Origin of the sequence: Streptomyces sp. NPDC002133, from assembly GCF_040296405.1 — a bacterium.
In the GTDB taxonomy this organism is placed as follows: Bacteria; Actinomycetota; Actinomycetes; order Streptomycetales; family Streptomycetaceae; genus Streptomyces.
In genome coordinates, this window is record NZ_JBEOXF010000046.1 from 26,175 (window position 1) to 39,969 (window position 13,795).

12 protein-coding genes are annotated in these 13,795 nt (G+C 71.8%); 6 read left to right on the forward strand and 6 right to left on the reverse strand.

Translation table 11 applies throughout. The annotated features are described in order from the left end of the window. Nucleotides 1-147 precede the first annotated feature (147 nt). Nucleotides 148-1,152 (forward strand): sigma-70 family RNA polymerase sigma factor, encoded by a 1,005-nt coding sequence (locus ABT078_RS31185; protein WP_351233622.1) that lies wholly within the window; start codon nucleotides 148-150, stop codon nucleotides 1,150-1,152. Between the two features lie 91 nt (nucleotides 1,153-1,243). Here ABT078_RS31185 and ABT078_RS31190 read toward each other — a convergent pair whose 3' ends face one another. Then, a complete protein-coding gene (locus ABT078_RS31190; RefSeq protein WP_351233696.1) occupies nucleotides 1,244-2,332 on the reverse strand; it encodes a helix-turn-helix transcriptional regulator in 1,089 nt (362 codons plus the stop codon). Nucleotides 2,333-2,395: 63 nt separating this feature from the next. Here ABT078_RS31190 and ABT078_RS31195 point away from each other — a divergent pair, with 63 nt between their 5' ends. The 4 genes from ABT078_RS31195 to ABT078_RS31210 all read left to right on the forward strand — a co-directional run bounded on the left by ABT078_RS31195 (nucleotide 2,396) and on the right by ABT078_RS31210 (nucleotide 8,034). Continuing rightward, on the forward strand, nucleotides 2,396-3,934 hold the full coding sequence (locus ABT078_RS31195) for an MFS transporter (RefSeq protein WP_351233624.1): 1,539 nt from the start codon (nucleotides 2,396-2,398) through the stop codon (nucleotides 3,932-3,934). A 223-nt stretch (nucleotides 3,935-4,157) separates the two neighbouring features. After that, a complete protein-coding gene (locus ABT078_RS31200) occupies nucleotides 4,158-4,919 on the forward strand; it encodes a DeoR/GlpR family DNA-binding transcription regulator (protein ID WP_351233626.1) in 762 nt (253 codons plus the stop codon). Continuing rightward, entirely contained in the window at nucleotides 4,916-5,875 is a 960-nt protein-coding gene (pfkB, locus tag ABT078_RS31205) for a 1-phosphofructokinase (protein ID WP_351233628.1), read from the forward strand. Before ABT078_RS31200 ends, pfkB begins: the two co-directional genes overlap by 4 nt. Next, on the forward strand, nucleotides 5,872-8,034 hold the full coding sequence (locus tag ABT078_RS31210; protein WP_351233630.1) for a PTS fructose transporter subunit IIABC: 2,163 nt from the start codon (nucleotides 5,872-5,874) through the stop codon (nucleotides 8,032-8,034). Before pfkB ends, ABT078_RS31210 begins: the two co-directional genes overlap by 4 nt. A gap of 24 nt (nucleotides 8,035-8,058) precedes the next feature. Here ABT078_RS31210 and ABT078_RS31215 read toward each other — a convergent pair whose 3' ends face one another. From ABT078_RS31215 to ABT078_RS31225, 3 genes are all read right to left on the reverse strand, one after another. After that, a complete protein-coding gene (locus ABT078_RS31215) occupies nucleotides 8,059-8,862 on the reverse strand; it encodes a DUF6227 family protein (RefSeq protein ID WP_351233632.1) in 804 nt (267 codons plus the stop codon). 192 nt (nucleotides 8,863-9,054) lie between these two features. Continuing rightward, a complete protein-coding gene (locus ABT078_RS31220; protein WP_351233634.1) occupies nucleotides 9,055-10,113 on the reverse strand; it encodes a P1 family peptidase in 1,059 nt (352 codons plus the stop codon). 12 nt (nucleotides 10,114-10,125) lie between these two features. Beyond that, a complete protein-coding gene (locus ABT078_RS31225; protein ID WP_351233636.1) occupies nucleotides 10,126-11,325 on the reverse strand; it encodes a low temperature requirement protein A in 1,200 nt (399 codons plus the stop codon). A gap of 181 nt (nucleotides 11,326-11,506) precedes the next feature. Here ABT078_RS31225 and ABT078_RS31230 point away from each other — a divergent pair, with 181 nt between their 5' ends. Continuing rightward, nucleotides 11,507-11,716 carry a hypothetical protein gene (locus ABT078_RS31230; RefSeq protein WP_351233638.1) on the forward strand — a complete coding sequence of 70 codons (210 nt, stop codon included), beginning with the start codon at nucleotides 11,507-11,509 and terminating at the stop codon, nucleotides 11,714-11,716. Between the two features lie 19 nt (nucleotides 11,717-11,735). On the opposite strand, the gene ABT078_RS31235 is transcribed toward ABT078_RS31230, so the two are convergent. Both ABT078_RS31235 and ABT078_RS31240 read right to left on the reverse strand, forming a co-directional pair. After that, the gene (locus ABT078_RS31235; protein WP_351233640.1) at nucleotides 11,736-12,143 is read right to left on the reverse strand and encodes a hypothetical protein; all 408 of its coding nucleotides are present in this window, start codon (nucleotides 12,141-12,143) and stop codon (nucleotides 11,736-11,738) included. Between the two features lie 612 nt (nucleotides 12,144-12,755). Further along, complete coding sequence (locus tag ABT078_RS31240) at nucleotides 12,756-13,685, reverse strand: S-methyl-5'-thioadenosine phosphorylase (RefSeq protein WP_351233642.1); 930 nt, start codon at nucleotides 13,683-13,685, stop codon at nucleotides 12,756-12,758. Between the last annotated feature and the right edge of the window lie 110 nt (nucleotides 13,686-13,795).

Below are 13,795 nucleotides of genomic sequence, written 5' to 3' on the forward strand. Positions count from 1 at the left end.
CCAAGTGGCGGCACAGGGTACTGCAAGATCACAAAAAACCCTGCACTCCTGGGAATTCTGTCCGGATTCCAGTCGTTGTTTCCCTCGGATGCAGGGCACCTGGAAGACCCTGAAGGGTGTCGCGACCTACTCAGCAAGGGAGCACGCATGGCAACCCGTGCCGTCGCCCGTCGTCAGTCCGCCGCCAATGGGGCCGGTTCCGATGGGGCACGCAGTGTTCGCGCCGCGAGCGGGGAGATCGCCGACCGCGACCTGGTCGGTATGTATCTCGACGAGATCGCGCGCACGCCGCTGCTCGACGCCGCCAAGGAGGTCGAGCTCTCCCAGACCATCGAGGCCGGGGTGTACGCCAGGCAGATCCTCGAAGGCGAGGTGGAGAGCGAGGCGGGCGGTGCCACACGCGAGGAGCTGGAGGCACTGGTCCGCGAGGGCGAGGGCGCCAAGGACATCTTCATCAAGTCGAATCTGCGCCTGGTGGTGGCCGTCGCGCGCCGCTATCCGCGCAGCGGGCTCCCGTTGCTGGACCTGATCCAGGAGGGCAACGCCGGTCTCGTGCGCGCGGTGGAGAAGTTCGACTACGCGAAGGGCTTCAAGTTCTCGACGTACGCCACTTGGTGGATCCGTCAGGCCATCACCCGCTCCATAGCCGATCAGTCGCGCACGATCCGGCTGCCCGTCCACCTGGTGGAGGAGCTGGGCCGGATCCGCCGTGTCCAGCGCGAGTTCAACCGCGAGCACGGGCGCGAGCCCGAGCCGGCCGAGGTGGCCGAGGAGCTGGGCTCGACGCCGGAGCGGATCATCGATGTGCTCGACTGGGCCCGTGACCCGGTCTCGCTGAACATGGCGGTGGACGACGGCGGAGAGACGCAGTTCGGCGATCTGCTGGAGGACACCTCCGCGGTGTCGCCGGAGCAGTCCGTGATGACACTTCTGCGCAGCGAGGAGCTCGACGACCTGATCGACAAGCTCGACCACCGGACCGCCTCCATCATCCGTATGCGGTACGGCATCGAGGACGGCCGCGAGCGCACGCTGACGGAGGTCGGCAAGGAGCACGGTCTGACGCGTGAGCGCATCCGGCAGATCGAGAAGCACGCGCTGCTGGAGCTGAAGCGCATGGCGCGCGACACGGGCTTCGACGCGGCGGCGTAGGATCAGGCGTGGCCAGGCCTGATGAGGTGGGGGCTCGCCCCACCCTCCCAGAGCGGACCCCGGCACCCTCCCCCCCCGGTGTCGGGGTCCTTCATGCGCGCGGTGGGCCGGCGGCGTCAGATGTGCTCGGGCCCGCGGTGCGAGACGTGCTCCGCCTTCCGGCTGTGCTCTCCGGGCTTCCCGTGCCGGCCGTCCCGGCTGTCCCGGCCGCGCTCCGCGCGCTCGCCGCGCGGGTGAGGCGGTCACCCAGGGACGCGAGGTGGTCGCGGAGCGACGGCGGCCCGTGGACCGTGAACGCGCAGTCGACCATGGCCAGTCGGAGTGCCAGCCACTCCAGGGAGTCCTGCGAGCGGGTCCGGAGGCGGCAGCTGTCCGGGCCCGTCGGCTCGGGCGTGCCCAGATAGTCGGGGAGGCGGCCGGAGACGGACTCCGCCGACGCCTCGAAGCTCACGTCCAGCGCGAGCTCCGGCTGATTGCGGGACATGGAGTGCGACAGGAGCTTTGCGGCGTCCCAGCCCTCAGGGACCTCGCGCGGTGTGAACCGCGCGCCTGTCGGGAACGGCTCGCCGACCCGGTCGACCCGGAAGGTACGCCAGTCGTCGCGCACGAGGTCGTACGCGACCAGGTACCACCGCCGCCCGGTCGAGACCAGCCGGTACGGCTCGACCTGCCGCTTCGTCTCCGTGCCGTCGCCGGAGCGGTAGTCGAAGCGCAGCCGCTCGCGGCCGGTCACGGTCGCCGCGATGGCGGTGAGGGTGTGCGGGTCGACGGTCGCTCCGTCGCCGCGGGTGAGCGGGATCGTCGCGTTCTGGAGGGAGGAGACACGGTGTCGCAGTCGTGACGGCAGCACCTGCTCCAGCTTGGCCAGGGCCCGCACGGACGCCTCGTCCACGCCCTCGATGGCGTGGCCGGCCCCCGCCCGCAGCCCCACCGCGATCGCGACGGCCTCCTCGTCGTCGAGCAACAGCGGCGGCATCGCGGCACCCGCGACCAGCCGGTATCCGCCGACCGCGCCTCGCGTCGCCTCGACCGGATAGCCGAGGTCGCGCAGCCGGTCGATGTCCCGGCGGATGGTGCGCGGGCTGACCCGGAGCCGTTCGGCGAGCTCGCTGCCCGGCCACTCGCGCGGCGTCTGGAGCAAGGACAGCAGATTCAGCAGTCGTGCCGGGGTGTCTGTCATACGTTCCATACTGGCCACCTTCTAGGTCACGAGCTGGCCTATATCCCGCCTAGCTTCTCGGGCATGAGTTCCCCAGCCGCCGTACTGGATACGGCTTCCGACCCTGCCACCACTGCCGACCGGCGTCGCTGGACAGCCCTGGCCATCGTCATGACGGCGGCTTTCATGGACCTGGTGGACGTCACCATCGTCAACATCGCGATCCCGTCGATCGAGCACGATCTCGGCGCGTCGTTCGGCGCGATCCAGTGGATCACCGCTGGTTACGCGCTGGCGTTCGCCGCCGGCCTGATCACGGGTGGCCGACTCGGTGACATCTTCGGCCGCAAGCGCCTGTTCCTGATCGGCATCACCGGCTTCACGCTCGCCTCCGCGCTGTGCGGCTTCGCGGTGGACGCCGAGATGCTCGTCGCCGCGCGGCTGCTGCAGGGCGCGATGGCCGCGATGATGGTGCCGCAGGTGCTCGCGATCATCCATGTGACGTTCCCGGCGCACGAACGCGGCAAGGTCTTCGGGATGTTCGGCGCGATCGTCGGGCTCGGGGCCGTCTCCGGCCCGCTGCTCGGCGCGCTGCTGACCCAGTGGAATCTGTTCGGCCTCGAGTGGCGGCCGATCTTCCTGATCAATCTGCCGGTCGGCATCGCGGGCGTCGTCCTCGGCCGGAAGTTCATCACCGAGTCCCGCGCCGAGAAGGCGCTCCGCCTCGACCTGGTCGGCGTAGCGCTGGTCACCACCGGTCTGCTGATGCTGATCTACCCGCTCACGCGCGGCCGTGAGCTGGACTGGCCGCTGTGGGGCCATCTGTGCATGGCGGGCAGCCCGTTGGTGTTCGCCGTGTTCGTGGCGTACGAGAAGTGGAAGACGCGCAGGGACGGTTCCCCGCTCGTGGAGCTGTCGCTGTTCAAGGTGAAGAGCTTCGCCGCCGGTATCGCGGTCCAGCTGACCTTCGGCGTGGTCATGGGCATCTTCTTCCTGGTCTGGACGCTGTACATGCAGATCGGCCTGGGCTGGAGCCCGCTCAGGGCGGGGCTCACCGGGGTGCCGTTCTCCATCGCCGTGTCGCTGGCGGCCGGGATGTCCGTCCAGAAGCTGGTGCCGCGCTTCGGGCGGAAGGTGCTGCAGGCAGGAGCGCTGACCATGGGGGCCGGCCTGCTGCTCTACATCTGGGAGGCCGGGCGGTACGGCACGGGGATCCACTCCTGGCAGATGATCGCGCCACTCGTGATCATGGGGCTCGGCATGGGGCTGATCGTGGCGCCGCTGACGGACGCGGTGCTGTCCGACGTGCCGCGCGAGCACGCCGGCTCGGCGTCCGGGCTGATCAACACGACGGCGCAGATGGGCAACGCGCTCGGTCTCGGACTGGTCTCGGTCGTCTTCTTCGGGGCGATCGACGAGCCGCTCGCACCGGTTGCCGTGGGCCCGGCGTTCGCGGACGCGTTCCAGAGCTCCCTGTGGTGGGTCGTCGCGGTGCTGGCGGCGATCTTCGTAGTGATGTTCGCGCTGCCGGCGCGGCCGAAGCAGCACATGGAGGGGGCCATGGAGTCCGTTCCTTCGGAGCCTCGCGCGGAGGAGGAGCGGGAGCCGATGCTCGCGTACTGAGCGCGTTGCGGTGCGGCCCGGGGAGCACGGGGGAAATTCGGGGGAGTACGAGGGAAGTGCGGGCGCGAGGCCCGGCGCAGGGGCCCGGCACGGGGCGTGTCCCCGGCGCCGGGCCTCTGTCTGTTCATGCCCGATAATTGCCCGAGTCTGTTTACTTCATGGAAATCGGGGCGTAGTCTTGCGTGAAACCACAGGTTCGGGCATGGAACGGACGTAAACCCACATGTACGCACCCGAGCGTCAGCAGCAGATCATCCGCCTCGCCCGCGAAGGCGGACGCGTCGATGTGCTGTCTCTCGCCGACGAGTTCCAGGTCACCGCCGAGACCATCCGGCGCGATCTGAAGGCCCTGGACCGGGCCGGGCTCGTGCGCCGGGTGCACGGCGGGGCCATCCCGGCCGGGCGGCTCGACTTCGAACCGGACCTCGCCGAGCGCGAGTCGACCGCCGCCGACGAGAAGGACCGCATCGCGCGGGCCGCGCTCGCCGAGCTGCCCGAGGACGGAAGCGTCATCCTCGACGCGGGTTCCACGGTGGCGCGACTGGCTGCCTCGTTCCCGCTGGAGTGCTCGCTCACGGTCGTCACCCACGCCCTGCCCGCCGCGGCAAGGCTCGCGGACCACCCCGGAATCGACCTGCATCTGGTGGGTGGCCGGGTCCGGCACCGTACGCGCGCCGCCGTCGACGCGTGGGCACTGCGGGCGTACGGGGAGATCCGCGCCGATGTCGTCTTCCTCGGCACGAACGGTTTCTCGCCGGGGGCCGGGCTGACCACGCCCGATCTGGCCGAGGCCGCCGTCAAGCGCGCGCTCGTCGCCGCGGCCCGGCGCGTGGTGCTGCTGGCCGACTCCGCCAAGTACGGCGAGGAGCACTTCGCCCGCTTCGCCGACCTCGCCGACGTCGATCTGCTCATCACGGACAGCGGGCTCAGCCCCGAGGATGCCGCGGCGATAGAGGCCGCGGGCACGGAAGTAGTACGCACATGATTCTCACCGTCACCCCGAACCCGTCGCTGGACCGGACGTACGAGATCCCGGGCCTGGAGCGCGGCGAAGTGCTGCGGGCCACCGGCGAACGCATGGACCCCGGCGGCAAGGGCGTCAACGTGTCCCGGGCGGTCGCGGCGGCCGGGCACCGCACGGTCGCGGTGATGCCGCTCGGCGGCGCTCCCGGCGCGCTGGTCGCGGATCTGCTGGCGGGACACGGGATCGAGGTGGCTCCGGTACCGGTGGCGGGCGCGACGCGGTCGAACGTCGCGCTCGCGGAGCCGGACGGGACGCTGACGAAGATCAACGCACCGGGCCCGCTGCTGACGGCCGACGAGTCGACGGCGCTGCTCGCGGCCGCCTCCGCCCACTCGCCCTCCGCGTCCTGGATCGCGTGCTGCGGCAGCCTGCCGCGGGGCCTGGAGCCCTCCTGGTACGCGGAGTTGGTGGCCCGGGCGCACGAGTCGGGTGCCCGGATCGCCCTGGACACCTCCGGACCGTCCCTGCTGTCGGCCCTGTCCGGCCGCCCCGACGTGGTCAAACCGAACACGGACGAACTCGCCGGGGCGGTCGGCAGACCTCTGACGACGGTGGGCGACGCGGTGAAGGCGGCGGAGGAACTGCGCTCGCTCGGGGCGGTCGCGGTGCTGGCGAGCCTGGGAGCGGACGGGCAGTTGCTCGTCTCCTCGGCCGGGACCTGGTTCGCGTCCGCCGCCGTCGCCGCCGATCGCATCCGCAGCAACGTCGGCGCCGGCGACGCGTCCCTGGCCGGCTTCCTGGCGGCGGGCGGCGAGGGGCCGGACGCCCTGGCCGCCGCGGTGGCGCACGGCGCGGCCGCCGTCCAACTCCCGGGCAGCGTGATGCCCACGCCGTCCGACCTCGATCCCGCCGCGGTCCTGGTGACCGCGGACGTCCCCCTCGACCGCGTACTCATGGAGCAAGGGAGCCCGCGATGAGCGACATGATCACCGCGGACCTGGTCGACCTCGACCTGGCCGCCGCAACGAAGGACGAGGCGGCCCGTTCGCTGGCCGAGCGCATGCGCGCACTCGGCCGCGTCACCGACCTCGACGGCTTCCTCGCCGACGTGGCCGCGCGCGAGGCCCAGATGCCGACGGGCCTCGACGGAGGCATCGGCATCCCGCACTGCCGCAGCACCCACGTCACCGACCCCACCCTGGCCTTCGGCCGCGCGCCCTCCGGAATCGACTTCGGCGCCCCGGACGGCCCGGCCGACCTGATCTTCCTCATAGCCGCCCCCGCGGGCGCCGACGACGCCCACCTCACCATCCTCTCCTCCCTCGCCCGCCGCCTCATGAACGAGGACTTCACCTCCGCCCTCCGCGCCACCCCCTCGCCGGCCACGGCCGCGGCCCTGATCAGCGGCGACATCGAGCCGGCTGAAGCGGTCGCGGGGGACGCGGAGACCGCGGGGGCCGCGACGGCCTACGCCACTGATGTCCTCGCCGGGCAGGAGCCCGGGAAGCCCGGCGTGAAGCCCGCGCTCGAGCCTGCGGCCGCGCGAGGCGCCGGAGGTCCGGCCGCACCGGCAGGCGCCGGCGCGGAGCCGGGCGACGCCGCTGTCGGCGGACCGGTGGTGTCCCCCGGTTCAGGGGACGGGCAGGGGCAGGGAGAGAAGCCCTTCCGCGTCGTCGCCGTCACCTCCTGCCCCACCGGCATCGCCCACACCTACATGGCCGCCGAGTCCCTCGAAAAGGCCGGCCACGCCGCGGGCGTCGAAGTCGCCGTCGAAACGCAGGGTTCCGCCGGGTTCACCCGGCTCGACCCGGCGGTCGTCGAGGCCGCGGACGGCGTGATCTTCGCGCACGACGTCCCCGTACGGGACAAGGAGCGGTTCGCCGGGAAGCCCACCGTCGACGTGGGCGTGAAGGCCGGTATCAACCGCCCCGCCGAACTCATCGCCGAGGTGCGCGAGAAGGCCGCCCGCGGTGAGGTGACCGACACCGCCCGGCCCACCCCCGTCGAGCGCGGCGGCGCGGCCGACGAGGGGTACGGCACGAAGCTCCGCAAGTGGCTGATGTCCGGCGTCAGTTACATGATCCCGTTCGTCGCCGCAGGCGGCCTCCTCATCGCCCTCGGGTTCGCCATCGGCGGTTACGAGATCACCGGCGCCAAGTCCGTCGCCGAGGTCTTCGCCTGGGGCGACCACACCAGCTGGGCCGCGCTCCTCTTCCAGATCGGCGGGCTCGCGTTCAGCTTCCTGATCCCCGTACTCGCCGGGTACATCGCCTACGGAATGGCCGACCGCCCCGGCCTCGTGCCGGGATTCGTCGGCGGGGCGATCGCCATCACGATCAAGGCGGGCTTCCTCGGCGGCCTGGTCGCCGGACTCCTCGCAGGCGCCGTCGTCCTCGCGATCCAGAAGGTCAGGGTGCCCGCCGTGCTGCGCGGCATCATGCCCGTCGTCGTGATCCCGCTGATCTCCTCGGTGATCGTCGGATTTCTGATGTTCCTGGTGATCGGCGAGCCGCTCGCCAGGCTCCAGCAGGGGCTCACCGACTGGCTGAACGGTCTCACCGGTGCCAATGCCATCATCCTCGGCGTCATCCTGGGCCTGATGATGTGCTTCGACCTGGGAGGCCCGCTCAACAAGGTCGCGTACACCTTCGCCGTCGGCGGTCTCGCCAACGCCACCGACGGCTCCCTCAAGGTGATGGCCGCGGTGATGGCCGCGGGCATGGTGCCGCCGCTGGCGATGGCGCTGGCCACGACGGTGCGCGGCAAGCTGTTCACGAAGGCCGAGCGGGAGAACGGCAAGGCGGCCTGGGTGCTGGGCGCTTCCTTCATCACGGAAGGCGCGATCCCGTTCGCCGCTGCGGACCCGCTGCGGGTCATCCCGTCGGTGATGGTGGGCGGCGCGGTCACCGGCGCGCTGTCGATGGCCTTCGAGTGCACACTGCGCGCACCGCACGGCGGCATCTTCGTGGTCCCGCTGATCGGCAACCCGTTCCTCTACCTGGTCGCCATCCTTGCGGGCACCGTCGTCAGCGCCGGCCTGGTCATCCTGCTGAAGGGCATGCGGAAGACCTCAGTGGTGAGCCCCGCGGCTCAGGAAGCCGCGGCCGAGAAGCCCACGGTGGTCGCCGCCGTCTGAGCCCTCGCCCCGACGGCCCGTCGGTCAGCGCACCCGCGCGCGGAGCTCCATCGCCCCGCGCGCGGTGCGCTCGTCGGCGTAGACCTCGCACATGTGGCGGCCGTCGGGCGTTGCCGTGTGCTCCACCTCCCACAGGCTCAGCTCGGTGCCGTCGAGCAGCAGGAACGCGTGCTCGTAGAGCGTGAATCCCGAGCCCCGGTCGTCGATCGGGCACTGACGGCCGAACGCCTGGCCGATGTGGTGCGCGAACGCCGACCGCAGCAGCCGGGCCGTGTCCTCGCCCGGCCGGTCCGGGTTCTCGGCACGGCGCAGGAGACGGCGGGCGTGGTCCGGGGAGTTGTCGGGGACGTACGTGCGCGCGGGGGCCGCCGGGGGAGTGGCCAGCAGTCGGCCGAGCAGCTCCAGATCGGCCTCGAGGTCGGGCTCGGGCTCGAGGCCGGGATCCGAGCCCGGCTCCGCGTCGAGCAATGCTGCGAGACCGTCCGTCTGCGCACGATCCGGCCGCTCCGGATGCCGTGCCCGCAGCCGGGACGCGGCGAGCCGTGCCTCCCCCTCCTCCGCATACAGCTCGTGCTGCTCGGCACCGTCCCGGCCGGAGTTGTGCACCAGCTCCCAGAGGGTGACGGCGGAGCCGTCGGCCAGCAGGTACGCATGCCGGTAGGTGGTGCGGTGCAGGGCCGCGCTGTGGTGCGAGGAGTGCAGCGAGCTGGCGTGCGCCAGCGCGGATTCGAGCCGCTCGACCGTGGTGTCGGGCAGGTCGAAGGAGTTGAGTGCCCGACCCAGGAGCCGCTCGAGGTGCGTCTCGGTTGTCTCGTACGGATCGTTCAAGGTGGATCTCCGGATGTCCAGGCCGTTGCCACACGTCACTTGATGACTGCTTAACGTAGCCCCTGGGTCTGTCATCTCGTCCAGGGTTCGGGAAAACGAACGGGGCGTGCACAAAGTTTCCCCGCACCTTCGCGCACCCTCCCAACTCCCGTACACGGAAAGGGTGTCGGCCCGCCGAACGGGTGTCTCGTGTCAGCCGACGGAGGGCCCGTACAGCTCCTGGTACGAGGGGAAGTCGCCGCCCGGGCCGGTCACGGTGCGCGCCGCCCGCACGGCGCGCACGATCGCCCGTGTCACGACGTCCGCGCCCGCCGCGAGCACGGCGTTGAGGGCGAGCGGGTGAGGACCGAGCGGGTGTACGCCGGTGGCCAGGGTGAAGACCGTGTCGCCGTCGTTGAGGAGATGGACCGGGCGCACGGCGCGTGCGATGCCGTCATGCGCGGTGCCGGCAAGCTTCTGCGCCTGGGCGCGGGTCAGTTCGGCGTCGGTTGCGACGACGGCGAGGGTCGTGTTGAGCGGCGGCACGTCGTCCCTCTCGGCCGCCTGGGCGAGACGGCGCAGGGCCGCCGCGTGCACCTCGGGGGAGGGGAACGCGGGCCGCTCGCCGGTGAAGTACTGCCCGTACAGCACACCTGTGTCCGGATCGACCGCCGAGCCCGCGGCGTTGGCCACGACCAGCGCTGCGACCGTGGTCCCGCCGGGCAGCACGGTGCTCGCCGTGCCGACTCCGCCCTTGATGCGCCCCACCACCGCGCCCGTACCGGCGCCGACGTTGCCCTCCTCCACCGGTGCGCCCGGCTCCGTGCGTACCGCCGCCTCCACCGCCGCGCGACCGGTGGCCGCGTCCGGCCTGGCCCGCCATTCGCCGCCGCGGCCCAGGTCGAAGACGCAGGCGGCCGGGACGACCGGCACGACCTGCCAGGGCTCGCGGCTGACCGGAAACCCGCGCCCCTGCTCCTCCAGCCAGGCCATCACCCCGGATGCGGAGTCCAGCCCGTACGCGCTGCCGCCGGTCAGGACAACCGCATCGACGCGCTGGACCAGATTGCGCGCGTCGAGCGCATCGGTCTCCCGGGTGCCGGGCCCGCCGCCGCGTACGTCGACGGCGGCGATCGCCCCGCCCTCGGGCGCGAGGACGACGGTGGTGCCGCTGAGGGCGCCCGGTCCGGAGAGCCGGGCATGCCCGACCCGCAGACCGGCCACATCGGTCAGTGCGTCGTTCGGTCCATGAGCAGATGCCGTGTCTGTCATGGACCTTGCCTATCACGCCGGTCGACGAGTCCGGCCATGATGGAGCAGCATCTCGCTCACCGCCACCGCCGCGGCCGCCACCAGGCCTGCCGAGAGCACCGCCCACTTGCCCGCGAAGGTGCAGGCCAGGATTGCCAGCGCCGAGACGGGCAGCGTCAGCTGCTGTGCGAGGCCATGCTTGAAGTGGCGTGAGTGCAGCAGCCATACCGTCAGCAGGAACACCGCCGTGGGTACGGTGACCGCGGCCGCCGCGGCCGCTGTCGAGATATGGGACTTGTGGATGACCGTCTCCACCGCCACCTCCAGGCCCGCCCCGATGGCCGCGGCGGACGCGAAGATCACATAGTGACCGTAGCCCCACCGGAACGACTCCCTGCTGGACGTCAGCCGGGCGTGTACGGGCACCGCGAAGTAGATCCACCAGGCCGCGAACACGATCAGCAGCCCGCCGGCGGCGATCGGCAACAGGCCCCCCAGCTCGGGGCTCACGTCCAGCGCCGACTGCACCCCGACCGTGGCGGCGAGGACCGTCTCGCCCAGCACGATGATGGTGAACAGGCCATAGCGCTCGGCGATGTGGCGGGCGTGCCAGCTGGTGGCCAGGGAACGCTCGGCGAGCAGCGGTACCGCCATCTCCGCGAGCGCCATCACGAGGAACACCCAGGGACGTGCGCCCTGGGGCGTGAACACGAGCGCCGTCCAGCCGACCTGACAGAGGGCGATCCCGCCCGCGTACCGAAGCGCTGTCCTCCGCTCGGCGCCCCGCGTCGATGCCGCCGCCCTCAGCCACTGCGTGATGAGCCCCAGCCGCATCACCACATAGCCGAGGAAGACCATGAAGAAGTCCTGCTGGAGGAAGGCCCGGGCCACCCCGGCGGCGAGGATCAGCACTCCCGTGATCTGGATGAACGTCACCACCCGGTACGGGATGTCGTCGGTGTCGTACGCGGAGGCGAACCAGGTGAAGTTCATCCAGGCCCACCAGATCGCGAAGAACACCATCGCGTAACTGCGTAGCCCGTCCCCGGCATGGCCCTCGGCCACAGCGTGGACCAGCTGCGCCCCGGCCTGCGACACGGCGACCACGAAGCAGAGGTCGAAGAGGAGCTCCAGCGGGGTCGCCGTGCGGTGCGCCTCGTCGCGGCTGCGGGCGCGCATCGGGCGCACGGCCCCGGGGCCGCCGCCGGCGGCTGATGCGGATGTGGACGTCATGCCTTCAGCACATCAGAGCGGAAGCGGTCCGGTGCGGGAGACGCGCTATCCCGGTCTCCTGTCGTGTCCCGCCGCGCCGAGTCCCGCGTCGTTGCCGGACACCGATGACACCGATGACACCGATGACACCGATGACACCGCTGACAACGGTGCCCCGTCGCCCCCGGCGTACCCTTGCCGTATGAGCACCGCCCCCGCCCCCGGACCGCGCGATGCGGAGGAAGCCCGGCCACAGCCCCTTCCGACGCCGGCGCTGATCTTCGAAGATCCGCTGGACCAGCAGTCCTCGGACGATACGGACCGCGGGTGGGGCGAGCGGCCTCCGACGAGCGGCGACAGCGTCTCGGACCTTGCCCGCTTCCTCGACGAGAAGCCCCCGCACCACATCTGATCCCCGCTCGGGTGCCGTGTCAGCACAGCGTCACCGCCAGCCGTGCCCCCGTGCCCGCGCCGGCGAGCGCTGCAGCGACAGGACGCGGGACGGACAGGACGATCAGCGCTCCCCCTTCCGGGAAGGTCTCCTGCGCCCGCGGAACCTCGGCCACCCGGGCGCCGGTCGCGACGACACGGGCCTCGGACGCCCCGCCCGCCCGTGACTCGGCAGCCGCGATGACGTCGACCCGGTCGCCCGGCTCCAGCAGCCGCACCGTCTCGGCGTCCGCGATGCGTACCGGTGCGGAGACGAGCTCCACCGGCGGCGGCCGGTGCTGCCGCAGCGCGACAGGGTCGCCGTGCGGCTCCGCGGACTCCGCACCGACCGGTGCGCGCGGCCCCCATGCAGCCAGAGCGGCTGCTGTCACCGCCAACCCGGCCACCAACGCACGCCTCCTCCGTCGCAGGGCCCGCCGCAGCCGCAACCGCTGCCACCCGGACCGCACATGCAGCGGCGCGAACACCGGCACCCCGCACGGCTCCGGCGCGGCAGCGGGCGGCAAGCCCGTCGGCTGCCCGGGCGCCAGGGAGTGCCCGCGCGGCTGGTGCGGCCCGGTACCGGGCAGCCCGTCCGGCCCCTGCAGTCTCGCCGCCCAGGTCCGGTGTGGCTCGTGCGCCCCAGGAACCTGCGGCCCGCGCCGACGGGAGCCTTCGCCCGGCCCGCCTCGCCCGCCCGGCGGCCCGCCGTGCGCGGACGACGCGCCCGCGGTCCCCTGCCCCCGGGGAGATGACGCAGAAGGCACGGGAAGTGCGGGAAGCACGGGAAGTGCGGGAGACACGGGAGACGGAGAAAGAGGAGTAAGCGGAGCAAGCGAATGAAGCGAGGGAAGCAGCGACATCGTCGTGACCACCGTTCGTGAGAGTCGTGAGGTGCTGTGCCGAACGCACCTCACGATCCTCGCCTTCCCGTCGCCCCGCCCGTCCCTGTGGATCAAGTCCCGACTGTGGACAACTCGCTCACCCCACAGGGTGATTACGGCAGGTGATGGGGCACGTGACTACGGCAGCTCAATCCCCGTCTCCAGCCCGTTCAGCGCCGTCGTGCACAGGCAGTTGCGGTCCTCCGTCGCCTGCAGCCCGGCCACCGCGTCGAAGAGGACCCCCCGCAGCCGGTCCACGTTCGCGGCGAAGACCTTCAGCACCTCCTCGTGGGAGACGCCTTCGCCGGCCTCCGCCCCCGCGTCGAGGTCCGTGACGAGCGCCATCGACGTGTAGCAGAGCTCCAGCTCGCGAGCGAGCGCCGCCTCGGGGTGCCCGGTCATGCCGACGACGGACCAACCCATCGCCGCATGCCAGCGCGACTCTGCGCGCGTCCCGAAGCGCGGCCCCTCGACGACCACCAGCGTCCCGCCGTCGACCGGCGCCCAGTCCCGTCCGCGTGCGGCGGCCAGGGCCACGGAGCGCCCCGCCGGGCAGTACGGGTCGGCCAGCGACACATGGACCACCTTCGGCACCGAGCCCTCCGGCAGCGGCTCACCGTCGAAGTACGTGTCCGTGCGCGACTTCGTACGGTCCACCAGCTGGTCCGGGACGAGCAGTGTCCCCGGCCCGTACTCCGGTCGCAGTCCGCCGACCGCGCACGGCGCCAGCACCTGGCGTACGCCCACGGAGCGCAGGGCCCACAGATTGGCGCGGTAGTTGATGCGGTGCGGCGGGAGGTTGTGGCCGCGGCCGTGCCGCGGGAGGAAGGCGACCCGGCGGCCGGCGATCTCGCCGAAGAAGAGGGAGTCGCTGGGGCTGCCGTACGGGGTCGGGACCTCGACCTCGGTCACGTTCTCCAGGAAGGAGTAGAAACCCGAGCCGCCGATCACGCCGATCTCGGCGCGTTGGGCGGTCCCTCGCTGCGCGTTCCCCGCGTTCCCCGCACTCCCCGTGCGGTCCGAACTCTCCGCGCTCTGTGCACTCGCTGCACTCTCTGCGTTCGCCATGGCGATCACAGTAGCCGCGCCCGAATGCGCCAAGGGGCCCACCGTTCGAGAACATTCGATAACGGTGAGGCCCCAGAGGCTACAAGTGCCCTACGAACGGCTTGCGGGAG

Bases quoted from the DNA above. Each gene is read 5' to 3' on its own strand.
- ABT078_RS31185 (WP_351233622.1), top strand. From the start codon at position 148: ATGGCAACCCGTGCCGTCGCCCGTCGTCAGTCCGCCGCCAATGGGGCC.
- ABT078_RS31190 (WP_351233696.1), bottom strand. From the start codon at position 2,332: ATGACAGACACCCCGGCACGACTGCTGAATCTGCTGTCCTTGCTCCAG.
- ABT078_RS31195 (WP_351233624.1), top strand. From the start codon at position 2,396: ATGAGTTCCCCAGCCGCCGTACTGGATACGGCTTCCGACCCTGCCACC.
- ABT078_RS31200 (WP_351233626.1), top strand. From the start codon at position 4,158: ATGTACGCACCCGAGCGTCAGCAGCAGATCATCCGCCTCGCCCGCGAA.
- pfkB (WP_351233628.1), top strand. From the start codon at position 4,916: ATGATTCTCACCGTCACCCCGAACCCGTCGCTGGACCGGACGTACGAG.
- ABT078_RS31210 (WP_351233630.1), top strand. From the start codon at position 5,872: ATGAGCGACATGATCACCGCGGACCTGGTCGACCTCGACCTGGCCGCC.
- ABT078_RS31220 (WP_351233634.1), bottom strand. From the start codon at position 10,113: ATGACAGACACGGCATCTGCTCATGGACCGAACGACGCACTGACCGAT.
- ABT078_RS31225 (WP_351233636.1), bottom strand. From the start codon at position 11,325: ATGACGTCCACATCCGCATCAGCCGCCGGCGGCGGCCCCGGGGCCGTG.
- ABT078_RS31230 (WP_351233638.1), top strand. From the start codon at position 11,507: ATGAGCACCGCCCCCGCCCCCGGACCGCGCGATGCGGAGGAAGCCCGG.
- ABT078_RS31240 (WP_351233642.1), bottom strand. From the start codon at position 13,685: ATGGCGAACGCAGAGAGTGCAGCGAGTGCACAGAGCGCGGAGAGTTCG.